The organism is Pantoea alfalfae (genome assembly GCF_019880205.1).
In the GTDB taxonomy this organism is placed as follows: Bacteria; Pseudomonadota; Gammaproteobacteria; order Enterobacterales; family Enterobacteriaceae; genus Pantoea; species Pantoea alfalfae.
In genome coordinates, this window is the sequence record NZ_CP082292.1 from 402,828 (window position 1) to 422,834 (window position 20,007).

A 20,007-nucleotide genomic window follows, 5' to 3' on the forward strand; every position below is an offset into this window, starting at 1 on the left:
GCAGGCGCGTTTCGATTTTATTCTGCTCTTGCATTTTCCTGTATGGCTGATGCAGGCTTCAACAGGGGGGCGGTTAACAGATAAACCACGCATGCCACGAGAATCGAATTAAGTACCGGTACGCCGCGCTCAACCAACAGTCCGGTGGCTCCGCCCGCTGCACTGGCTATGAGCGCGGGCCAGCCGATAAGCTGAGACGTTGCCGGTAAGGAATTGCTGTTGCGGCTCAGCGCCAGCGTCTGGCGGTCAGTTTTCAGCACATAGTAGTCAATGATCATCACGCCCAGTACCGGCGGGAAGATGACCCCCAGAAGTTCCAGAAAATCGACAAAACGATCAAGAATCCCAAGAATTGAACAGAGTGTGCCGAGCATACCGAGCAGCAGCGTAATCACAGGATAACGCGGCTTATAGCCGGTTAAGCCTTCAATCGCATTGGCGATGCCCAGCGTTGACGAATAGAGATTCAGGTCGTTAATGCGCAGGGTAGAAAAGACCACAACCAGCAAACCCAGTGAGCTGGTAGTTTGCGTAATGATCGCGATGATGTCTGAGGTCTTCAGTTCTCTGGCAATCAGAATGGCCAGCCCATTAATCCCATATTCTCCCGCCAGAATGGTCAGCAGCGTAATGGCGAAGACATCTTTACCGTTACGTGAGAAACGCGTCAGGTCGGGCGTCATCAGACTGGCCAGGATTGCACCGCCAATTACCATGGTAATGGCGGCGCTCACGGTAATGGCCTGGCTGGCGATAACCGGCGGTGTGTGCTGGCCAGGCTGGCCGTGGAACGCGTGCCAGAAAATCCAGCCGATCAGTGCGATGAAGAGTGGAACCGCAATGCGTGCGGTAAAGCGCAGCGCCTTAAAGCCAAAGGTAACCAGTAACGTCAACACGGCCCCTGAAAGTGCTGCCGACTCTGAGAAGCTGAGTGTGCCGTTCAGGGCATAGCTCAGCGATCGGGCGAAAACGGCATTCTGAATGCCGAACCAGCCCAGCAGACTGACCGCGACCAGCAGACCAATGAACACTGAGCCATGGCGACCAAAACCACACCAGCGAGCCAGCAGACTGCCCGGCAATCCCTCGCGCATTCCTGCATAGCCGAGCGCGAAGGTCAGCACGCCAAATAGCAGGCTGGCCAGCGTGATGGCAGTAAACGCCTCGCCTGGCGTCATACTGTTGCCCAGAACCGCGCCAAGCATAAACTGATCCAGCGCAGTCAGCATGCCCATATGCACAATAGCGACGCTCAGCAGTGAGAGCCTTTTATTTGCAGGAACAGGGCTCAGAGGATAATCATCAAATTTACTCACAACAGGGTTTCCTTACCGGTTTATATATAAATAATGCCTGTGCGGAGAAACCGCTCTGGCAGATAATTCTCCAGTGACTCCGCACGACAGTAGTTCTCAAATTGTTGTAGCGAATGCACACCCGCTTTTTGATAAAGCATGGTGATGCGGTTACCGATAGTTTTTGCGCTGAGGTTATAGATGCGGGCGATCTCTTTCGCGCTGAAGCGTCGTAGCAGCAGGAAAATGACATCCAGCTCGGCGGGGGTAAACAGGGCGTGTTCCAGGCGCGTCGTCAGTACAGAGGATTTTCTGGGATCGATAAAGCTCATTGCCGTAAGGTTATCCACCGGACGTGCATTCCAGATACAGCCCAGCCACTGATTTTGATCGTCGAAAACAGGGTATTTTTCGCTGATAAAAGGGGTGAGGTAGTTGTTGCCATACCAGTAGTGGGTTTCAATCACGGCCACGCGACTGTTATTCAATTTTACCTGTTGATCGTGCTCGCAGAATTCATCGGCGCAATCACTCCAGGGGGTGGGAAACTCACTGTCTCTTTTTCCCTCAAATAAATAACCTTTCGGCGTAGCGGTATACTTTTTTGCAGCTTCATTCATATAAAGATGCTGCGATGCGGCATTCTTAAACCCCCAGGGTGTCGGTAATAAATCCATGGTGGTGGCGAATGCAGAAATGAATTCATCAATACTACGGTATGGGCTGTCCATAGCGCCTCGCTGAAAGCATTCAGATTATAATCTTTTTGCCAGATAATAACGGGCATAGCGCTGCGCATAGCCATCCTGTTCGCCATAGACGCGATAGCCCAGTTTTTCGTAAAAACCCCGTGCCTGGAAACTTAACGTGTCAACAACGGCCATATGGCAGCCGCGATTGCGCGCTTCCTCTTCCGCGGCCTGCATCAGCTGACGTCCGGAGCCATGCAGGCGCCAGGCATCCTCTATCCATAAATAATGAATATCCAGCGTGCCACACCAGGTATGGGCTAACAGGCCACCCTGGATATTTTTCTGTTCGTCATACAGGATAACATTCAGCGTTTTCATATTGATGTCAGCAAAGCGTCCATTATGCTGCCAGAGTCGCTGAATAATATATTCTTCAGTTTCGGGGTCTTGCGTATGGCCCACTTTAATTTCCATATATAAAAGTATCCATAGGTGATTAAATCAAAATAGAGGTTTTCGAACTTTCCATTCTTATCATGATGGTAAGCGATGCGCAAGAGTTAATATCCCTCCTGTTATTGGGCGCAATAAATATTAAGCTGGTTATCGTTGTTCAGCGGACATGCCAATAATTATATTTGCTGGCACCAGGGAAGACTAAGCTAATCATAGCGATATAATAACGATATTCTTTTTTAGGTTCACTTTCTGAATCACTTCATACACATTGCTTTATATTATCTGACTGATTTAATGCCGATCGCTCAGGGTGATCGGCATTTTCCTCAGCAACAGATGATGATCTCTCTCCGGCTTTACCTTTCTTTTTTTCCCATCCCAGTTGACTGAGTCGCTCAGGCACGAAAAGCATCGCGTGTTTCATCATGATAAGCGGGCCAATAAAAAAGGCTGATCACGTCAGGTGACCAGCCTCAGATATTTCACATTGCAGATATCACATCAGAACAGCTCGTGACTCTCACCGTTATCCATAATGGTAGTCCCCACATCATGCACCGAATATTCGGTTGGCTGGGTGCCATTGATGAAGTACTCCTGACGGGTGTTGCCACCGCCATTGGCCAGCTTGCCGGTGCTGCGATCGATCGTCACAGTGACCACACCATCCGGCGGCGTTAACGGCTGTACCGGTACACCATCCAGCGCACTCTTCATGTACTCATCCCATGCCGGTTGTGCGCTCTTAGCGCCGCCTTCATAGCCCGAAATCTGATCGGGAATGGCACCGGAGAGCGTGCTGCGGCCCAGATTGCGGCGCGCATCATCAAAACCAATCCAGACTGAAGTCACCACGCCAGGGCCGTAACCCGAGAACCAGGCATCTTTCGAGCTGTTGGTGGTACCGGTTTTACCGCCGATATCATTACGCTTGAGGTCACGCCCGGCACGCCAGCCAGTTCCCATCCAGCCCGGTTCGCCAAAGATATTACTGTTCAGCGCGCTCTTAATCAGGAAGGTGAGTGGGGTATTAATCACGTGCGGCGCATATTGCTGCTCACCCTGCTGTGCCTGCGCCGGAACCTGCTCCAGTTCAGGCTGAGGAACGGCCTGATTCTGGTTGTTATTTGAGGCGGCAACGTTCTCGACGCTCTCTTCATTTAACGCCAGCGCTTTTTTGGTCTCACCGTAGATGACCGGCAGATTGCACTGTGGACAGGCGATCTTCGGTTTCTCTTCAAATACGGTGCCGCCCTGTTCGTTCTCAATTTTAGTAATGAAGTAAGGATCGACCAGGAAGCCGCCATTCGCCATCACGGAGTAGCCGCGCACCACCTGTAACGGTGTGAATGAGGCCGCACCTAATGCCAGCGACTCGGTGTGCACAATGTTCTGAGCCGGGAAACCAAAGCGCTGCAGATACTCTGCGGCGTAGTCCACACCCATCGCACGCATCGCACGTACCATGACGACGTTTTTCGACTGACCGAGTCCCTGACGCAGACGAATCGGACCATCATATGTCGGCGGGGAGTTCTTTGGACGCCAGTCAGCCCCGGCACCCGCATCCCAGCGGGAAATCGGCACATCGTTAAGGATGGAGGCGAGCGTCAGCCCGCGATCCATTGCGGCAGTATAGAGGAAAGGCTTGATGTTAGAACCGACCTGGCGCAGCGCCTGGGTCGCACGGTTAAACATGCTCTGGTTAAAGGCGAAACCGCCGACCAGCGCGCGCACCGCACCATCATTTGGATCCAGCGAGACCAGCGCCGAGTTCACATCCGGCACCTGGCCCAGCCACCAGTCATCACCCACTTTTCGCACCCAGATCTGCTGGCCAGCCTGCAGGACCTGCGTCACGCTTTTCGGCGTCGGGCCCTGTACGGTGTCAGACTTATAAGGACGTGCCCAGCGCACACCAGCCAGTGCCAGCGACACATTGCTGCCATCTTTCAGCATTACGGTCGCTTCATCGCTGCGTGCTTCTGTGACCACGGCCGGATGCAACGGTCCATAGACCGGCAGCGTCTTCAGCGCCTTCTCAATCTTTGTCTGATCCCAGGCAGGTTCACCCACTTTCCACAGCACGCTGGTCGGGCCGCGATAGCCATGACGCATATCGTAAGCCATGACGTTATTGCGCACCGAGGTCTGAGCGGCTTCCTGCAGACGGCGGGTGACAGTGGTGTAAACCTTGTAACCGTCAGTATAGGCATTGTCGCCGTAGCGTTTCACCATCTCCTGACGCACCATCTCGCTGAGATAGGGGGCAGAGAAGGCGATTTCCGGACCGTGATACTTCGCCACCAGCGGCGTATTCCGTGCCTCGTCATACTGCTGCTGCGTGATGTAATGCTGATCCAGCATACGCGCCAGTACCACGTTACGGCGCGACAGGGCGCGGCTCGGCGAGTACAGCGGGTTAAAGGTGGATGGCGCTTTTGGCAGACCGGCAATCATCGCCATCTCACTCAGCGACAACTGGTCAACCGGCTTACCAAAATAGACCTGTGCGGCGGCACCGACGCCATAAGCACGGTAGCCGAGGTAGATCTTATTCAGGTAAAGCTCAAGAATTTCATCTTTGTTCAGCAGTTGCTCAATGCGGATCGCCAGGAACGCTTCCTTTATTTTACGCATCAGGGTGCGTTCCGGGCTCAGGAAGAAGTTACGGGCCAGCTGCTGAGTGATAGTACTGGCACCTTGTGAGGCGTGACCGGAAACCAGCGCAATGCTGGCCGCACGGAAAATACCCACCGGGTCAACACCATGGTGCTCATAGAAACGGCTGTCTTCGGTCGCAATAAACGCTTTCACCATCACAGGTGGCACTTGCTGCAGAGTCAAAGGGATACGGCGCATTTCGCCATACTGGGCGATTAAATCGCCATCGGCGCTGTAAACCTGCATCGGGGTTTGCAGACGCACATCTTTCAGCGTGTTTACGTCGGGCAGCTGTGGCTCTATGTATTTGTATAAACCATAAATCGAGCCAGCTCCCAACAGGATGCAACACACTGCAAGGATCAATAAATACTTTACGAACTTCACCTGGAATTTCCCATCTCTTGTCGTTTGAGCAGTTTATAAACAACCGCGCGGTAGTATAAAGGCAAGCCAGACGCTTTGATATGTCCATCTTTCCCGGACGATAAGGAGATCGCGCACATGGCTTTTCATACCTGGCAAATTGGGCTGGATATTCAGAATAGGCAGATTTGTGCCCTGGCCCTCCAGCCTCATCGTGATGGCTGGCAGCTACGCCACTGGTGGCAGCAGCGGCTGCCGCAAGATACGTTAAGAAACGGCGTGCTGCAATCTTCGCCTGAATTACTGGCAGCCTTAACGGCCTGGCGTCAGCGGTTGCCGCGTCGTTACTCGCTGCGGGTCGCGCTGCCCACCCGGCTGGTCCTGCAGCGCCAGCTCCCGCTGCCTGTTCAGTCGCTCAATGAGCCTGCGCTGGGGCACTACGTGCAGGCGGCTGCGCGCCGTCTCTTTCCACTGGAGCCTGCTGCGCTGGCGCTGGATTACCGCATGGATGCACAGAGCGGCCAGCTCTGCGTCACGGCGGCCCGGCTGGAGATTATAGACCAGTGGGCAGCGCCACTGCTGCAGGCGGGATTAAAGCCGCAGGTGTTTGAACTGACTACCGAAGCGCTCAGGCGGTTAGCCCGCCAGGCTGCGTTGCAGGATGGCGCGGTGCTGGTCCTGCAGCAGGATAACCGCTGGCTCTGGAGCGATGTGCATACCGCGGCTGAGAACGGCGAAGCCACTTCGCTTGCGGCACTGCAGCAACAGGCCTTCCCCGACGCCCCTTCTGTCGCCTGGTGCTCAGCCGATAATTCTGCGCTGCCCGCTGACGCCCGCGCGTTTTCCCCCTTTGATCTGTTCCGTTATAAACAGCCGCCGTTACCGGAAATTCCGGGTGCCTTTGCGCTGGCGACCGGGCTGGCGCTGCGCGACGGAGATAAATGATGGTCGCCGTGAATCTGCTGCCGTGGCGGCAGTGCCGTCAGCAACAGCAGCGGCGACAGAGCCTTGTCGTGCTGTCACTGATGCTGAGTGCTGTTCTGGTGGGAATCATCCAGCAAAGCTGGCGCATCTATCAGGTGCGTGAGCAGGTGGCCCAGACGAGCAGGATGCAGCAGCAGGCACTGCAAAATCTGGACGTGCAGCTGGCGCAGCAGAAGACGTTACTGGCGCAGCTCGCGGTAGTGCAAAAACAGCAGGCGAAGCAGCGCCAGCAGGCTGCACAACTTGCTGCATGGCATCAGTTCTGGATCGATTTACCCGCGTTATTGCCTGACACCGCCTGGCTGACCCGGCTGGAGAAGCGCGACAATCGTCTCACGCTGGAGGGGCTGGCGCAGGATATGGCGGCGGTTCGGCAGTTCCGTGAGCAGTTAACCACCGTCGTTCTGTTTGGTCAGGTGAGGCAGGGCAGCGTTAAGCGTCAGGCTGATAGTCATTATCGCTTTTCACTGCGGGCAGAGGTGCAGGAGGTGGCTGATGAATGAGTGGTGGGATCGCTGGTGGCAGATGGCTGCACTTCCACGCTACGGCATGCTCGCCGCCCTCTCATCCGGCCTGCTACTGATCTCATGGGTATTATGGTTGCGGCCACAGCAGCAGGCGCTGATCGCTGAACAGCAGACACTGTTGCAGTTGAACCGTACCCTTCAGCAACGCCAGCAGCAGTGGCATCAGAATCCCGATAATGCACAGTTGCAGGCGCAGCTGCAGTCGATGCCGCTCACGAGATCTGCACCGGGCGCATCGGGCCGGGCAGTGGAAGCGATCCTGGCGGCACGACGTCATCAGCTCGAAGAGTGGCAGCCGGATTCTCCTTCACGCACGCTGACCCTGCATCTGCAGTGGCCGGCGTTTCAGTCACTTTTTGCTGAGCTTGCCGATACTTCCTTGGTGTTTCCGGTGCATTTCCAGCTGCTGGCGCAGCCGCAGCAACTGGTGGCCCAACTCTGGCTGGAGCCTGACGATGCGCCATAACCTGCTGATTTTACTGCTGTGCTGTGGCGGTGTGCTGGCGCGTGATCCGTTCCGTCCTGTTGCCGGATCAGTTTGTGAGGCGCCTGCAGAGCCGCTTACCGGCTGGCGTCTGCAGGGGATCATTGGCCGTAAGACGCATTTTCATGCCTGGCTACTGAACCCGCAGGGAGAGAGCGTCGCAGTCCGTACAGGCAAGCCATTTCCCCTGCCGCCCTGGCAACTCGCTGATATGACCCGCCGCAGCATCTCCTTAACGGTATCGAATAGCTGCACTGCTCAACAGACTTCGTTTTATTTAAAAGGACGTTCGCATGAAAAGGATAGCCACTCTGCTGCTGCTCATAAACTGCCTGCTGCCGGTTTACGCCGCTGATGAGGAGCCTCTCAGCCTGACGTTTGATAACGCGCCGGTAGCGCGCATTTTGCAGGCGCTGGCTGACTATCAACAGATCAACCTGATGATTGCGCCAGAAGTTGAAGGGGCGTTATCGCTGCGGCTCGATAACCTGCCGTGGCATCAGGCGCTGGAGCTGGTGGCGCGCATGGCAAAGCTGACGCTGATAGAACAGGGTAATGTCCTGCTGGTCTATCCGGAAAGCTGGCAACAGGAACAGCAGCAGACACGGCAGGCTGAGCAGCAGGCCCGGTTGCTGCAGGAGCCTTTGCAGCAGCGCGCCGTGATATTGCGTTACGCCAGCGCCAGTGAGGTGCATGCCAGTCTGCTGAGTGAGCGGCAGTCGCTGATGAGCGAGCGCGGCAGCGTAACGGTCGACAAACGCACCAACGCCCTGTTACTGCGCGATACGGCGGCAGCGTTGAAAGAGACGGAGCGCTGGATACGGGCGCTGGACCTGCCACTGGAGCAGATCGAGCTATCGGCGCATATCGTCACCATCAGCGAAGAGCATCTGCAGGAGCTGGGTGTGAAGTGGGGATTGCAGGCGGGTGACGCCGCCGTGACTGACATCCTGCATCATCCCCGGCTGGATATTCCGCTGGCGGTCAGTTCGCCCGGCGTCAGCGTGGGTATGGCACTGGCGCGCATCGGCGGTCAGCTTCTGGACCTGGAATTAAGTGCGCTGGAGCAGGAGAACCAGATTGAAATCATCGCCAGTCCACGCCTCTTTACCTCACATCAACAGACCGCGTCGATTAAGCAGGGCACTGAGATTCCTTATGAAGTGTCGGCGGGAAACAGCGGAGCCACCAGTATTGAGTTCAAAGAAGCGGTGCTGGGCATGGAGGTGACACCGACGATTTCCGGGCATGGCCGCATCCAGCTGAAGATCCATATCAGTCAGAACATGCCGGGTCGCAGCATCAGAACCGGCGACAGCGACATATTATCCATTGATAAACAGGAAATTGAGACGCAGGTCACGGTCAGTGACGGGCAAACACTGGCGTTAGGGGGTATCTTTCAGCAGCAGCGCAGTCACGGAGAGAATAAGGTGCCGCTGCTGGGAAAGGTGCCGCTGATTGGCGGGTTGTTTCGTCAGCAATCAGAGCAGCGCAAAAAAAGAGAGCTGGTGATCTTCATAACGCCGCGATTGGTCAGGGAAGCAGCGCTTACGGCTGGATAAAACGGAAAATGCGTCCCTTAAGGCCATCTGCGTTGACGCAGGAGAGGAATTAGCTTACAAGGTTTAGCGATTTTCAATACGGTGTAACCGTCTATGCAGGGTAAATCCCGGCAAACAGATCAGAAAACTCCTCTGTAAGCAGCGTTGTAAAGACGCAGCGCTGGCGCGTTACAGTTTCGCGAACACAGGCCAATTCAGAAATGGATGTGCTGAAGGCAATATAATCGGTTGCCAAACAGCCTTGAGTGTTGAGATAATTTTTCATCTGACTCTTGCTAACGCTCATGAGGTCTCAGTTCCTGTCCCGCCAGCAAATGCTGAACGCGGGGTATCATTAACGAATTCTTAGTAATACCGACAAAATGGCAGAGAAACGCAATATCTTTCTGGTTGGGCCGATGGGTGCCGGCAAAAGCACTATTGGCCGTCAGTTGGCTCAGCAACTCAACATGGAGTTCTTCGATTCCGATCAGGAAATTGAGCGACGCACCGGAGCGGATGTGGGCTGGGTTTTTGATGTCGAAGGCGAAGCTGGCTTTCGCGATCGCGAAGAAAAAATCATTAACGAACTGACCGAGAAGCAAGGCATCGTCCTGGCGACAGGCGGTGGTTCCGTCAAATCCCGGGAAACGCGTAATCGTCTCTCCGCCCGCGGTGTTGTGGTTTATCTTGAAACCACCATCGAGAAGCAACTGGCGCGCACCCAACGTGACAAAAAACGTCCGTTGCTGCAGGTGGATTCACCGCCGCGCGAAGTGCTTGAAGCGCTGGCTGGCGAACGCAACCCGCTCTACGAAGAGATCGCCGATGTCACCATTCGCACAGATGATCAGAGTGCGAAAGTGGTGGCGAATCAGATTATCCACATGTTGGAAAAAAGTTGATCCAACGTTCGAAGGCTTTTTAACAGGTATCGGGCATCATGGAGAAGATCACCGTCTCACTGGGGGAACGCAGTTACCCCATCACTATCGCCGCCGGACTGTTTAACGATCCGGCTTCTTTTTGGCCGCTGACCGCGGGCGAAAACGCCATGGTGGTGACAAACCAGACGCTGGCTCCGCTCTATCTTGACCAGCTGACAGCACGGCTGACGGCGGCAGGTGTAAAAGTGGATCAGGTGATCTTACCCGATGGCGAGCAATATAAGACGCTGACCGTGATGGATCAGGTCTTTACTGCGCTCCTGCAAAAGCCTCACGGTCGTGATACAACGCTTGTCGCCTTAGGCGGCGGCGTCATTGGCGATCTTACCGGTTTTGCTGCGGCCAGTTATCAGCGTGGCGTACGCTTTATTCAGGTACCGACCACCTTACTGTCGCAGGTTGATTCTTCGGTTGGCGGCAAAACGGCCGTTAACCATCCGCTGGGCAAAAACATGATCGGCGCGTTTTATCAACCCGCCTCGGTGGTGATTGATACGGCCTGTCTGAAGACGCTGCCCGCGCGCGAACTGGCGTCTGGTCTGGCGGAAGTCATAAAGTACGGCATCATCCTCGACGGTGCGTTCTTCGAGTGGCTGGAGCAGAATCTTGATGCGCTGTTGGCACTGGATGAACAGGCGCTGTCGTACTGCATTCGTCGCTGCTGTGAACTGAAAGCAGAGGTTGTAGCGGCCGATGAGCGTGAAAACGGTCAGCGGGCATTGCTTAATCTGGGCCATACTTTTGGTCATGCGATTGAAGCGCACATGGGCTACGGCAACTGGCTGCACGGTGAAGCGATTGCGGCGGGCATGGTGATGGCAGCACGTACGGCTGAACGTCTGGGACAGTTCCAGCCGCAGGAGACCGACCGCATTATTGCCCTGTTCCAGCGTGCCGGTTTGCCGGTGCATGGGCCGCAGGTGATGAGTGCAGAGATGTATCTGCCACACATGATGCGCGATAAAAAAGTTCTGGCGGGCGAACTGCGGCTGATACTCCCGCTGTCGATTGGCCGCTCTGAAGTGCGTGGTGGCGTGGCACATGATATGGTGCTGGCTGCAATTAACGATTGTCAGCAACCCTGAGATTAAGCAGTTGAGTGGTGACGCGGCGCGCAGGGTGCGCAGTGCGGAATGCCGCTTTACGGAGGAGCCAAAATGGATGAGTTTAAACCGGAAGACGAGTTAAAACCTGACGCCAGCGACCGCCGTCCCTCGCGCCCTCGTAAGTCGTCTACTGCGGCCAAAACACCGGTTTCGCGCCAGCGTATCATGATGGGTGTCGGGATCCTGGTTCTGCTGTTACTGGTGCTGGGGATTGGTTCGGCGCTGAATGGCCCGGATGAGAAAAAACCGGCCACGGCGGGCACAACCCCTGCCGCCAATGGCGGTTCCGGCAGCGAAAAGAATATTGACCTGGGCGGCTCCTCTTCCATGTCCGGTGGACAGACTCCTCCGTCAGATGCGCAGACTACCCCCGCCACCAGCGAAAATAACGCGGCGACCAGCGGTGATGCTGCCTCTAATCCGCAGCGCGACATCTCGATGCCGCCTGTGGCTTCAACGCCTACGCAGGCCGCACCGGTTGAGGCACCCGCAAATCAGCAGCGTGTCACGCTGCCGGGCGATCTGAACAGCGCGCTGACTAATCAGCAGCAGCAGGTTGACAGTGCCGCGATGGGCACGCAGAACGGCAGTTCACTGCCAACGGCGCCAGCAACGGTCAGCGGCAATGCCGGAACGGCTGCCAATCCTGTCACGGCACCTTCAGTCCGTCAGACACCGAACAAATCAAATACGGCTGCTCGTCCGGCGCACGATTCATCGCATAAAACAGCGTCGAAGCCAGTAACCCGTGACAGCAAAACGCATACCACGCCAGCGCGTACGCCAGTGAGTTCTGCGCCAGCTACCACGGCAGCGGGCAGCAATTCAGCCAGCAAATCACTGCCAGGGGGCAGTTATACTCTGCAGCTGAGCGGTGCATCAAAGCCGGAAAGCCTGAATGCCTGGGCTAAGCAACAGAATCTGAGTGGATATCACGTCTACAAAACCACCCGTAACGGTCAGTCGTGGTACGTGCTGGTGAGTGGCTCCTATGCCACACCGGCCGATGCCAAACGCGCTGTAGCATCGCTGCCTGCAGACGTGCGTGCGAAGAACCCGTGGGTAAAACCAGTCAGCCAGGTGAAGAAAGAAGCCAGCCAATAGCGGATGTGGGGCCAGGCTCTGGCCCCGTTTTAAGCGCAGATCTGCTGTCGGTCCAGCCACAGCCTCACAATAAGATGTAATAACCACGACAGCATGAAAAAAAATCGCGCTTTCCTGAAATGGGCAGGGGGAAAATTTCCCTTAGTAGAAGAGATCCATCGTCATCTGCCGCAAGGCGACTGTCTGGTTGAGCCATTTGTTGGCGCAGGTTCGGTGTTTCTGAACACTGAGTTTGATCGCTACCATCTGGCTGATATCAACAGTGACCTGATTAATCTCTACAACATTGTCAAAACGCGCACGGCGGATTTCATCCGTGACGCGCAGCTGCTTTTTACGCCGGAAGGTAACAACGAAATCTGTTATTACCAGCGGCGCACCGAATTTAATAGCAGCACCGACGCCTACCAGCGCGCGCTGCTGTTCCTCTATCTGAACCGTCACTGTTACAACGGCCTCTGCCGCTATAACCTGCGTGGTGAGTTCAACGTGCCGTTTGGCCGCTATCGCAAACCCTACTTTCCTGAAGCCGAATTGTTGTGGTTTGCCGAGCGTGCGCAAAAAGCGACGTTTGTCTGTGAATCGTACGATGTTACCCTGACCAGTGCCGGTAAAGGCTCGGTGGTCTATTGCGATCCGCCTTATGCACCGCTGTCGGCCACGGCCAATTTTACGGCTTATCACACCAACAGCTTCAGCCTGCGTGAGCAGGAGAATCTGGCGGCGTTAGCGGCACAGCTGGCTGCGTCGGAGCACCGGATTCCGGTACTGATTTCTAACCACGACACTGCGCTGACACGTTTATGGTATCAGGATGCAGTGTTACATGTGGTCAAAGCCCGGCGTTCTATCAGCCGGAGCATAGCCGGTCGCACCAAGGTCGACGAACTGCTGGCACTTTATCGCTAGTCTGTTTCGTCCGCGACCAACGCATTACGCCAGCCGCAGGGCTGGCGCACAACAGTGGGAGAATCGGATGAAACAATATTTGCTGGCCCCTTCAATCCTGTCGGCGGACTTTGCCCGCCTGGGCGAAGACACAGCCAAAGCGCTGGCGGCCGGAGGTGACGTGGTTCACTTCGACGTAATGGACAACCACTACGTCCCTAATCTGACCATGGGTCCGATGGTGCTGAAAGCACTGCGCGACTATGGCATCACTGCGCCTATCGACGTGCATCTGATGGTGAAACCAGTGGATGCGCTGATCCCGGAGTTTGCCAAAGCCGGTGCCACCTATATTACCTTTCATCCCGAAGCCAGCGAACACGTTGACCGTACTCTGCAACTGATCAAGGAGCATGGCTGTAAAGCGGGTATGGTCTTTAATCCGGCGACCCCGCTGAGCTACCTCGATTACGTCATGGATAAGCTGGATATCATTCTGCTGATGTCCGTGAACCCTGGTTTTGGCGGTCAGTCATTTATTCCCGGCACCCTGGATAAACTGCGGGAAGCACGCCGACGTATCGATCAGAGCGGCTACAACATTCGTCTTGAAGTGGATGGCGGCGTGAAGATCGACAATATCCGCGAGATTGCGGCTGCCGGTGCCGATATGTTTGTCGCGGGTTCTGCCATCTTCGGTCATCCTGACTATAAAAAAGTGATCGATGATATGCGCAATGAACTGGAGAAAGCCAATGGCTCATTTCACTGATATTCGTGCGCTGGCGTTTGATCTTGATGGCACGCTGGTGGATAGCGCGCCAGGCCTTGCCGATGCGATCGACCGCACGCTGAACGATCTCCGCCTGCCGCAGGCGGGCCTTGAGCGCGTCTCAACCTGGATTGGCAACGGTGCCGATATCATGATGGCCCGTGCGCTGACCTTTGCGCTGGGCCGTGAGCCGCAGCCGGAAGAGCAGCGCGATGCACGCGCGCTGTTTGACCGCCACTATGCCGACACTGTGGATGCGGGCAGCACGCTGTTCCCACAGGTGAAGCAGACGCTGGATGCCTTAAAGGCTTCCGGGCTGCCGATGGCGATTGTGACCAACAAGCCGACGCCGTTTGTGGCACCGCTGCTTGAATCGCTTGGTATTGCCGATGCGTTTTCGCTGATTATCGGTGGCGACGATGTACCGGTTAAAAAACCGCACCCTGCAGCGATCTTTATGGTGCTGGGCACCTTCGGCGTCCTGCCGAACGAGTTGCTGTTTGTTGGCGACTCACGCAATGATATCCAGGCGGCGCAGGCGGCAGGTGTACCCAACGTTGGTATGACCTTTGGCTATAACTATGGCGAGCCGATTGCGACCAGCCAGCCCGATTTAACCCTCGACTCTTTCGACGAACTTTTGCCCACACTGGGGCTGTAAATATCAGGATTTAAGTATGAAACCCATCGTTTTCAGCGGCGCACAGCCGTCCGGCGAACTGACCATTGGCAACTATATGGGAGCGCTGCGTCAGTGGGTGCAGATGCAGGATGATTTCCACTGCATTTACTGCATTGTTGATCTGCACGCGATCACCGTGCGTCAGGATCCTGCTGCATTGCGTAAAGCGACGCTGGATACGCTGGCGCTCTATCTGGCCTGTGGTATCGACCCGCAAAAAAGCACCATCTTTGTTCAGTCGCATGTGCCAGAGCATACGCAGTTGAGCTGGATCCTGAACTGCTACGCCTATTTCGGCGAACTGAGCCGTATGACGCAGTTCAAGGACAAATCAGCGCGTTACGAAGAGAACATTAACGCCGGTCTGTTCGACTACCCGGTTCTGATGGCGGCTGACATTCTGCTCTATCAGACCAATCAGGTGCCGGTCGGTGAAGATCAGAAGCAGCATCTGGAGCTGAGCCGCGATATCGCACATCGCTTCAATGCGATCTATGGCGATATCTTCAGGGTACCAGAGCCGTTCATTCCGAAGTCTGGCGCGCGCGTGATGTCGCTGCTGGAGCCGACCAAAAAAATGTCCAAGTCTGACGACAACCGCAACAACGTTATCGGCCTGCTGGAAGATCCAAAAGCGGTCGTGAAGAAGATCAAACGCGCCGTTACTGACTCTGAAGAGCCGCCAGTGGTGCGCTACGACATCAAAGAGAAAGCGGGCGTCTCTAACCTGCTGGATATTCTGTCGGGCGTGACCGGTAAAACCATCGCCGAGCTGGAGCAGGAGTTCGAAGGCAAGATGTATGGCCACCTGAAAGGCGCAGTAGCCGATGCGGTGTCAGGCATGCTTTCTGAGCTGCAGGAGCGTTATCACAGCTTCCGCAACGATGAAGCACTGCTGGAGCAGGTGATGCGTGATGGTGCGGCTAAAGCACGCGCACAGGCGCAGGAAACGCTGAAGAAGGTTTATGAAGCGGTAGGCTTTGTCGCGATGCCGTAATGGCTGAGCGGACAAACAGAACGGCGGGCGTTATGCCCGCCGTTTTTATTTGCCGATTCAGAACCAGCGCAGGCTATCGCGCAGACTCACTACGCTACCGATAATCATCAGGCTGGGACTGATCACCTGAGCGGCTAACGCTTCCAGTTCGTCCAGTCTCCCGGTGACCACGCGCTGACGCGTGCTGGTGCCGTTTTCCACCAGTGCTACCGGCATATCACTGCGCATTCCATGTTTTATCAGCTGCTGCTGAATTTCTCCGGCCTGGGCCAGCCCCATATAAAAGACCAGCGTCTGCTGCTCTGCCGCCAGCATCTGCCAGGCGAGCGTGCCGGATTTCTGCAGATGCCCGGTAACCAGTCTGACGCTCTGTGCATGATCGCGGTGGGTCAGCGGAATACCGCTGTAGGCCGCACAACCCGATGCCGCGGTGATCCCCGGCACCACGCTGAACGGAATCTTCAGCTGTGCCAGCGCTTCCAGCTCTTCACCGCCGCGACCAAAGATAAAGGGATCGCCGCCTTTCAGCCGCACCACCCGTTTTCCGCGCAGCGCCTGTTCGCAGAGCAGCTGGTTGATCGCATCCTGCGGTACGCAGTGATGTCCGGCGCGTTTCCCGACAAAAATGCGTTCGGCATCACGGCGCACCAGATTCAGGATCTCATCGGAAACCAGCCGGTCATAGACGATGACATCCGCCTGCTGGATCAGCTGTAAACCTTTGAGGGTGAGTAATCCGGCATCGCCCGGACCGGCACCCACCAGCGCCACGTCACCCTGTTGCGAGAGGTCTGCGCTAAAAAGCGCGTCGGTAATCTGTTCCGCGCGTTCACCGTCGCCGTTAGCCAGCGTCTGGGCCAGCCGTTCGCTGTTAAAGTAGCGCTCCCAGAAGTGACGGCGGGCATTGATGGAGCCGAATTGCTTTTTCACCCGTGCACGCAGGCCGCCGGCCCGCTGCGCCAGCTGGCCGAGATGCTGCGGCAGTACCGCCTCCAGCTTCTCCCGCAACAGACGCGCCAGCACCGGCGCGCGTCCGCCAGAAGAGACGGCAACCATCAGTGGGGAGCGGTCGATAATCGACGGCATAATCGCGCTGGCCTCCTGCGGCGCGTCCACCAGATTGCAGAAGATCTGCTGTGTTTCGGCTGCTTCTGCCACCTGCTGATTGACCGCGTCATCACTGGTGGCGGCGACCACCAGCCAGCAGCCGGTGAGCCACCCGGGATCGAAAGGCCCTGGCAGCAGCGTGATGGCTTTCTGCTGCGCCCATTCCTGGAAGGTGGGGGAGAACTCACGGGCACCGACCCACAGCTCGGCACCGGCCTCCAGCAGCAGGCGCGCTTTCCGCTCAGCCACGTCACCCGCGCCGACCAGCAGGCAGCGACGGCCCTGCAGGCGGCAGAACAAGGGGAAGTAGTCCATCAGAGGTCCTTAAAAAAGCCCGCGCAGGCGGGCTGTTGAGGGGCGTTACAGGCAGACTTCAACCTGTCCGGCATTGACCCGCACCGGCCATGCCGCCACGGAGCGCGTTTCGTCCTCCATGCAGTAGCCATCGCTGAGGCGGAAATGCTGTTTCTTCAGCGGGCTGGCCACCCAGAGCGCATCCTGATGTTCGGCAATAATGCCGCGTGACAGCACGCTGGCATCGGCAAACGGATCGATATTGCTGATGGCATAAAGCTGCTCATCGTTGCGTGGACGGAAGATAGCCACCTGCTGACCTTTGACCAGCGCGCAGACGCCCGTGGCGGGCAGGATCTGCGTCAGCGGGCACACCGGATTCCACTGGCTCATGATTCGGTCTCCTCAATCAGTGTCACGGCAATGCGTTCTTCGGGGCGCGCCGGGCGATGCTGGTCGCGCTCTGCTACCCGTTGTACAGCGGGATCGCGCTGCGGCGAGTTGATAAAGTGGGCAAAGCGCGTCAGCTGGTTCTCATCTTCCAGCGTCGCCTGCCATTCACAGCAAACGCTGGCGCGCAGCGCGGCGAGCTGCTGTTCCATCTGGCTGTTAAGGCCGAGTTTGTCATCCACGATCACGCTACGCAGATAGTCGATGCCACCCTCCAGACTCTCCAGCCATAGCGAGGTGCGCTGCAAACGGTCGGCGGTGCGGATATAGAACATCATGAAGCGGTCGAGATAGCTGATCAGCGTCTGCTGATCGAGATCGGCCGCCAGCAGATCGCCATGACGCGGTTTCATGCCGCCGTTGCCGCAGACGTAGAGATTCCAGCCTTTTTCGGTAGCGATAATGCCGACATCTTTGCCCTGGGCTTCTGCGCATTCACGGGTGCAACCGGAGACACCAAACTTCATTTTGTGCGGTGTGCGGATGCCTTTATAGCGGTTCTCCAGCATTACGCCGAAGCCGAGGCTGTCGCCCACGCCGTAACGGCACCAGGCGCTGCCGACGCAGGTTTTCGCCATACGCAGCGCTTTAGCGTAGGCCTGACCGGTTTCAAATCCGGCCTCGATCAGCTGTGACCAGATAGCGGGCAGATCGTCTTTCTGCGCGCCAAACAAGCCGATGCGCTGCGAGCCGGTGATTTTGGTATAGAGCTGATAGCGTTCGGCGATCTCGCCAATCACCTTCAGTCCGTGCGGCGTGATTTCACCGCCGGGCGAGCGCGGGATCACCGAATAGGTGCCATCTTTCTGGATATTACCCAGATAGAGGTCGTTGCTGTCCTGCAACGGCGCGTGATGCGGCTTGAGTACGTATTCGTTCCAGCAGGAGGCGAGCAGAGACCCCACCGCAGGCTTGCATATTTCACAGCCGTAACCCTGACCATAGCGGACCAGCAGTTCATCAAAGGTTTTGATCTCTTCCACCTGAATCAGGTGATAAAGCTCCTGGCGTGACCAGGCGAAGTGGGCACAAAGGTGGTTATTGACCTCAATGCCCTGACGGCTGAGTTCGCTGTTAAGTACCTGGGTAATAAGGGGAATACAGCCGCCGCAGCCCGTACCGGCTCGGGTGCTGCTTTTCAGCGCGGCCACGGTGTGACAGCCACCCTGAACCGCTTTGATGATGTCGCCTTTGCTGACGTCGAAGCAGGAGCAGATTTGCGCGCTGTCAGGCAGGGAATCGACGCCGATGGCCGGTTTATCCCCGCTGCCCGCTGGCAGAATCAGTGCTTCCGGGTTATCCGGCAGCGTAATACCATTCAGCACCAGTTGCAGCAGGTTGCCATAGTCGCTGGTGTCGCCCACCAGCACCGCACCCAGCAGAGTTTTCTGATCTTCGCTGATAATCAGGCGTTTGTAGACCGATTTGCTTTCATCCAGCCAGACCACACTGCGTGCACCTGGCGTGGTACCGCGCGCATCGCCAATGCCACCGACATCGACACCCAGCAGCTTGAGTTTGGCGCTCATGTCCGCACCGGTAAACGCATTGTCGCGGCCCAGCAGATGGTCGCTGGCGACCTGCGCCATTTTATACCCCGGCGCCACCAGGCCATAGACGCGATTCTGCCAGGCGGCACACTCACCGATGGCGTAAATGGCGGGATCGCTGGTGCGGCACTGGTCATCAATGGCGATGCCGCCACGCGGACCCAGGGTTAATCCACACTGTTTTGCCAGTTTGTCCTGCGGGCGAATGCCGGTGGAGAAGACAATGAAATCGACCTCCAGCGCACTGCCGTCGGCGAACTGCAGCGTTTTGCCGCCGTGCTCGTGATGCACAATCTGTTGGGTGTTTTTGCCGGTGTGGACCCGCACGCCCATCTGCTCAATCTTACGACGCAACTGTTCCCCGCCTTGCTGATCGAGCTGTTCTGCCATCAGCACCGGCGCAAATTCAATAACGTGAGTTTCAATACCCAGATTTTTCAGTGCGCCCGCCGCTTCCAGTCCCAGCAGACCGCCGCCAATCACCGCACCGCGTTTGCTGCGGCGTGAGCAGGCTTCAATGGCATTGAGATCTTCGATGGTGCGGTAGACAAAGCAGTCGCTACCTTCGGCACCGTTAATCGGCGGGATCCATGGATAAGAGCCGGTGGCAAAAATCAGCGTGTCGTAGTGAACCGCGCGACCGGTGCTGGAGTGGATGAGCTTTTCATCACGGTTAATGGTGATAGCGCGCTCACCCAGCAGCAGATTGACCTGATGTTTGTCGTAATAGCCTTCACGAACCAGCGACAGCTCTTCGGCGGTGTGATGGGAGAAGTAAGCGGACAGATGGACACGGTCGTAGGCGACGCGGGGTTCTTCACAAAAGACGGTCAGCGAAAACTGGTCGGGTTCCGCTTTCTCAAGTAACTCTTCTATGAAGCGGTGGCCGACCATGCCGTTACCGATAACGACGACATTGTGCTTGCTCATTTTTGCCTCAAATTTGCGATATCTGCGGCTACAATAGCGCGCCCTTTCTGACGCTTATTGATATGTATCAACCACAACGCCATATACCTATTAAGAGGTATGTAGTTGATTTTAATTTGGTTTATCGGATGCGGCTAACCTGCTGAATATCCTGCATTGCTGCTG

General features: G+C 56.3%; 20 protein-coding genes. 12 read left to right on the forward strand and 8 right to left on the reverse strand.

Annotated elements, in window-relative coordinates; translation table 11 throughout:
• Nucleotides 1-17 precede the first annotated feature (17 nt).
• The 4 genes from K6R05_RS01850 to mrcA form a co-directional block, all read right to left on the reverse strand.
• Nucleotides 18-1,316: a cytosine permease gene (locus K6R05_RS01850; RefSeq protein ID WP_161733687.1), complete on the reverse strand. Its 1,299-nt coding sequence runs from the start codon at nucleotides 1,314-1,316 to the stop codon at nucleotides 18-20.
• Between the two features lie 20 nt (nucleotides 1,317-1,336).
• Complete coding sequence (locus K6R05_RS22030; RefSeq protein WP_237566700.1) at nucleotides 1,337-1,783, reverse strand: helix-turn-helix transcriptional regulator; 447 nt, start codon at nucleotides 1,781-1,783, stop codon at nucleotides 1,337-1,339.
• A gap of 267 nt (nucleotides 1,784-2,050) precedes the next feature.
• Nucleotides 2,051-2,461, reverse strand: a complete 411-nt coding sequence (locus K6R05_RS01860) for a GNAT family N-acetyltransferase (RefSeq protein WP_161733683.1) — start codon at nucleotides 2,459-2,461, stop codon at nucleotides 2,051-2,053.
• A gap of 486 nt (nucleotides 2,462-2,947) precedes the next feature.
• Nucleotides 2,948-5,497 carry a peptidoglycan glycosyltransferase/peptidoglycan DD-transpeptidase MrcA gene (gene mrcA / locus K6R05_RS01865; protein ID WP_161733681.1) on the reverse strand — a complete coding sequence of 850 codons (2,550 nt, stop codon included), beginning with the start codon at nucleotides 5,495-5,497 and terminating at the stop codon, nucleotides 2,948-2,950.
• A gap of 117 nt (nucleotides 5,498-5,614) precedes the next feature.
• Between mrcA and pilM the strand changes: the two genes are divergently transcribed.
• The 5 genes from pilM to hofQ are packed head-to-tail and all read left to right on the forward strand — an operon-like array spanning nucleotide 5,615 to nucleotide 9,036.
• A complete protein-coding gene (gene pilM, locus K6R05_RS01870) occupies nucleotides 5,615-6,421 on the forward strand; it encodes a type IV pilus biogenesis protein PilM (protein WP_222924906.1) in 807 nt (268 codons plus the stop codon).
• Complete coding sequence (locus K6R05_RS01875; protein WP_262390881.1) at nucleotides 6,418-6,963, forward strand: PilN domain-containing protein; 546 nt, start codon at nucleotides 6,418-6,420, stop codon at nucleotides 6,961-6,963. The genes pilM and K6R05_RS01875 overlap by 4 nt, the downstream gene beginning before the upstream one ends.
• Nucleotides 6,956-7,453, forward strand: a complete 498-nt coding sequence (locus K6R05_RS01880; RefSeq protein ID WP_222924907.1) for a HofO family protein — start codon at nucleotides 6,956-6,958, stop codon at nucleotides 7,451-7,453. Before K6R05_RS01875 ends, K6R05_RS01880 begins: the two co-directional genes overlap by 8 nt.
• Nucleotides 7,443-7,826: a HofP DNA utilization family protein gene (locus tag K6R05_RS01885; RefSeq protein ID WP_161733675.1), complete on the forward strand. Its 384-nt coding sequence runs from the start codon at nucleotides 7,443-7,445 to the stop codon at nucleotides 7,824-7,826. Before K6R05_RS01880 ends, K6R05_RS01885 begins: the two co-directional genes overlap by 11 nt.
• Nucleotides 7,765-9,036, forward strand: a complete 1,272-nt coding sequence (gene hofQ / locus K6R05_RS01890; RefSeq protein WP_222924908.1) for a DNA uptake porin HofQ — start codon at nucleotides 7,765-7,767, stop codon at nucleotides 9,034-9,036. Before K6R05_RS01885 ends, hofQ begins: the two co-directional genes overlap by 62 nt.
• Nucleotides 9,037-9,127: 91 nt before the next feature.
• Here hofQ and K6R05_RS01895 read toward each other — a convergent pair whose 3' ends face one another.
• A complete protein-coding gene (locus K6R05_RS01895) occupies nucleotides 9,128-9,301 on the reverse strand; it encodes a hypothetical protein (protein ID WP_223811662.1) in 174 nt (57 codons plus the stop codon).
• A 97-nt stretch (nucleotides 9,302-9,398) separates the two neighbouring features.
• Here K6R05_RS01895 and aroK point away from each other — a divergent pair, with 97 nt between their 5' ends.
• The 7 genes from aroK to trpS all read left to right on the forward strand — a co-directional run bounded on the left by aroK (nucleotide 9,399) and on the right by trpS (nucleotide 15,511).
• A complete protein-coding gene (aroK, locus tag K6R05_RS01900; RefSeq protein ID WP_003852989.1) occupies nucleotides 9,399-9,920 on the forward strand; it encodes a shikimate kinase AroK in 522 nt (173 codons plus the stop codon).
• Between the two features lie 38 nt (nucleotides 9,921-9,958).
• Nucleotides 9,959-11,047 carry a 3-dehydroquinate synthase gene (gene aroB, locus K6R05_RS01905; protein WP_222924909.1) on the forward strand — a complete coding sequence of 363 codons (1,089 nt, stop codon included), beginning with the start codon at nucleotides 9,959-9,961 and terminating at the stop codon, nucleotides 11,045-11,047.
• 72 nt (nucleotides 11,048-11,119) lie between these two features.
• Nucleotides 11,120-12,172: an SPOR domain-containing protein gene (locus tag K6R05_RS01910; protein WP_161733669.1), complete on the forward strand. Its 1,053-nt coding sequence runs from the start codon at nucleotides 11,120-11,122 to the stop codon at nucleotides 12,170-12,172.
• Between the two features lie 93 nt (nucleotides 12,173-12,265).
• The gene (gene dam, locus K6R05_RS01915) at nucleotides 12,266-13,081 is read left to right on the forward strand and encodes an adenine-specific DNA-methyltransferase (RefSeq protein WP_161733667.1); all 816 of its coding nucleotides are present in this window, start codon (nucleotides 12,266-12,268) and stop codon (nucleotides 13,079-13,081) included.
• A gap of 67 nt (nucleotides 13,082-13,148) precedes the next feature.
• On the forward strand, nucleotides 13,149-13,832 hold the full coding sequence (rpe, locus tag K6R05_RS01920; protein WP_013359278.1) for a ribulose-phosphate 3-epimerase: 684 nt from the start codon (nucleotides 13,149-13,151) through the stop codon (nucleotides 13,830-13,832).
• Nucleotides 13,816-14,493, forward strand: a complete 678-nt coding sequence (locus tag K6R05_RS01925) for a phosphoglycolate phosphatase (protein ID WP_061063545.1) — start codon at nucleotides 13,816-13,818, stop codon at nucleotides 14,491-14,493. Before rpe ends, K6R05_RS01925 begins: the two co-directional genes overlap by 17 nt.
• A 16-nt stretch (nucleotides 14,494-14,509) precedes the next feature.
• Complete coding sequence (gene trpS, locus K6R05_RS01930) at nucleotides 14,510-15,511, forward strand: tryptophan--tRNA ligase (protein ID WP_013359276.1); 1,002 nt, start codon at nucleotides 14,510-14,512, stop codon at nucleotides 15,509-15,511.
• Between the two features lie 57 nt (nucleotides 15,512-15,568).
• On the opposite strand, the gene cysG is transcribed toward trpS, so the two are convergent.
• Genes cysG through nirB form a run of 3 tightly spaced genes read right to left on the reverse strand, consistent with a single transcriptional unit; the run spans nucleotide 15,569 to nucleotide 19,842 of the window.
• A complete protein-coding gene (gene cysG, locus K6R05_RS01935; RefSeq protein ID WP_222924910.1) occupies nucleotides 15,569-16,933 on the reverse strand; it encodes a siroheme synthase CysG in 1,365 nt (454 codons plus the stop codon).
• Nucleotides 16,934-16,978: 45 nt separating this feature from the next.
• Nucleotides 16,979-17,305: a nitrite reductase small subunit NirD gene (gene nirD / locus K6R05_RS01940; protein ID WP_159227114.1), complete on the reverse strand. Its 327-nt coding sequence runs from the start codon at nucleotides 17,303-17,305 to the stop codon at nucleotides 16,979-16,981.
• On the reverse strand, nucleotides 17,302-19,842 hold the full coding sequence (gene nirB, locus K6R05_RS01945; protein WP_222924911.1) for a nitrite reductase large subunit NirB: 2,541 nt from the start codon (nucleotides 19,840-19,842) through the stop codon (nucleotides 17,302-17,304). Before nirB ends, nirD begins: the two co-directional genes overlap by 4 nt.
• Nucleotides 19,843-20,007 lie beyond the last annotated feature (165 nt).

What these genes read in the sequence shown, in the direction of transcription:
- K6R05_RS01860 (WP_161733683.1), bottom strand. Translation starts at nt 2,461, where the DNA reads ATGGAAATTAAAGTGGGCCATACGCAAGACCCCGAAACTGAAGAATAT.
- pilM (WP_222924906.1), top strand. Translation starts at nt 5,615, where the DNA reads ATGGCTTTTCATACCTGGCAAATTGGGCTGGATATTCAGAATAGGCAG.
- K6R05_RS01875 (WP_262390881.1), top strand. Translation starts at nt 6,418, where the DNA reads ATGATGGTCGCCGTGAATCTGCTGCCGTGGCGGCAGTGCCGTCAGCAA.
- K6R05_RS01880 (WP_222924907.1), top strand. Translation starts at nt 6,956, where the DNA reads ATGAATGAGTGGTGGGATCGCTGGTGGCAGATGGCTGCACTTCCACGC.
- K6R05_RS01885 (WP_161733675.1), top strand. Translation starts at nt 7,443, where the DNA reads ATGCGCCATAACCTGCTGATTTTACTGCTGTGCTGTGGCGGTGTGCTG.
- hofQ (WP_222924908.1), top strand. Translation starts at nt 7,765, where the DNA reads ATGAAAAGGATAGCCACTCTGCTGCTGCTCATAAACTGCCTGCTGCCG.
- K6R05_RS01895 (WP_223811662.1), bottom strand. Translation starts at nt 9,301, where the DNA reads ATGAAAAATTATCTCAACACTCAAGGCTGTTTGGCAACCGATTATATT.
- aroK (WP_003852989.1), top strand. Translation starts at nt 9,399, where the DNA reads ATGGCAGAGAAACGCAATATCTTTCTGGTTGGGCCGATGGGTGCCGGC.
- aroB (WP_222924909.1), top strand. Translation starts at nt 9,959, where the DNA reads ATGGAGAAGATCACCGTCTCACTGGGGGAACGCAGTTACCCCATCACT.
- K6R05_RS01910 (WP_161733669.1), top strand. Translation starts at nt 11,120, where the DNA reads ATGGATGAGTTTAAACCGGAAGACGAGTTAAAACCTGACGCCAGCGAC.
- dam (WP_161733667.1), top strand. Translation starts at nt 12,266, where the DNA reads ATGAAAAAAAATCGCGCTTTCCTGAAATGGGCAGGGGGAAAATTTCCC.
- rpe (WP_013359278.1), top strand. Translation starts at nt 13,149, where the DNA reads ATGAAACAATATTTGCTGGCCCCTTCAATCCTGTCGGCGGACTTTGCC.
- K6R05_RS01925 (WP_061063545.1), top strand. Translation starts at nt 13,816, where the DNA reads ATGGCTCATTTCACTGATATTCGTGCGCTGGCGTTTGATCTTGATGGC.
- trpS (WP_013359276.1), top strand. Translation starts at nt 14,510, where the DNA reads ATGAAACCCATCGTTTTCAGCGGCGCACAGCCGTCCGGCGAACTGACC.
- cysG (WP_222924910.1), bottom strand. Translation starts at nt 16,933, where the DNA reads ATGGACTACTTCCCCTTGTTCTGCCGCCTGCAGGGCCGTCGCTGCCTG.
- nirD (WP_159227114.1), bottom strand. Translation starts at nt 17,305, where the DNA reads ATGAGCCAGTGGAATCCGGTGTGCCCGCTGACGCAGATCCTGCCCGCC.
- nirB (WP_222924911.1), bottom strand. Translation starts at nt 19,842, where the DNA reads ATGAGCAAGCACAATGTCGTCGTTATCGGTAACGGCATGGTCGGCCAC.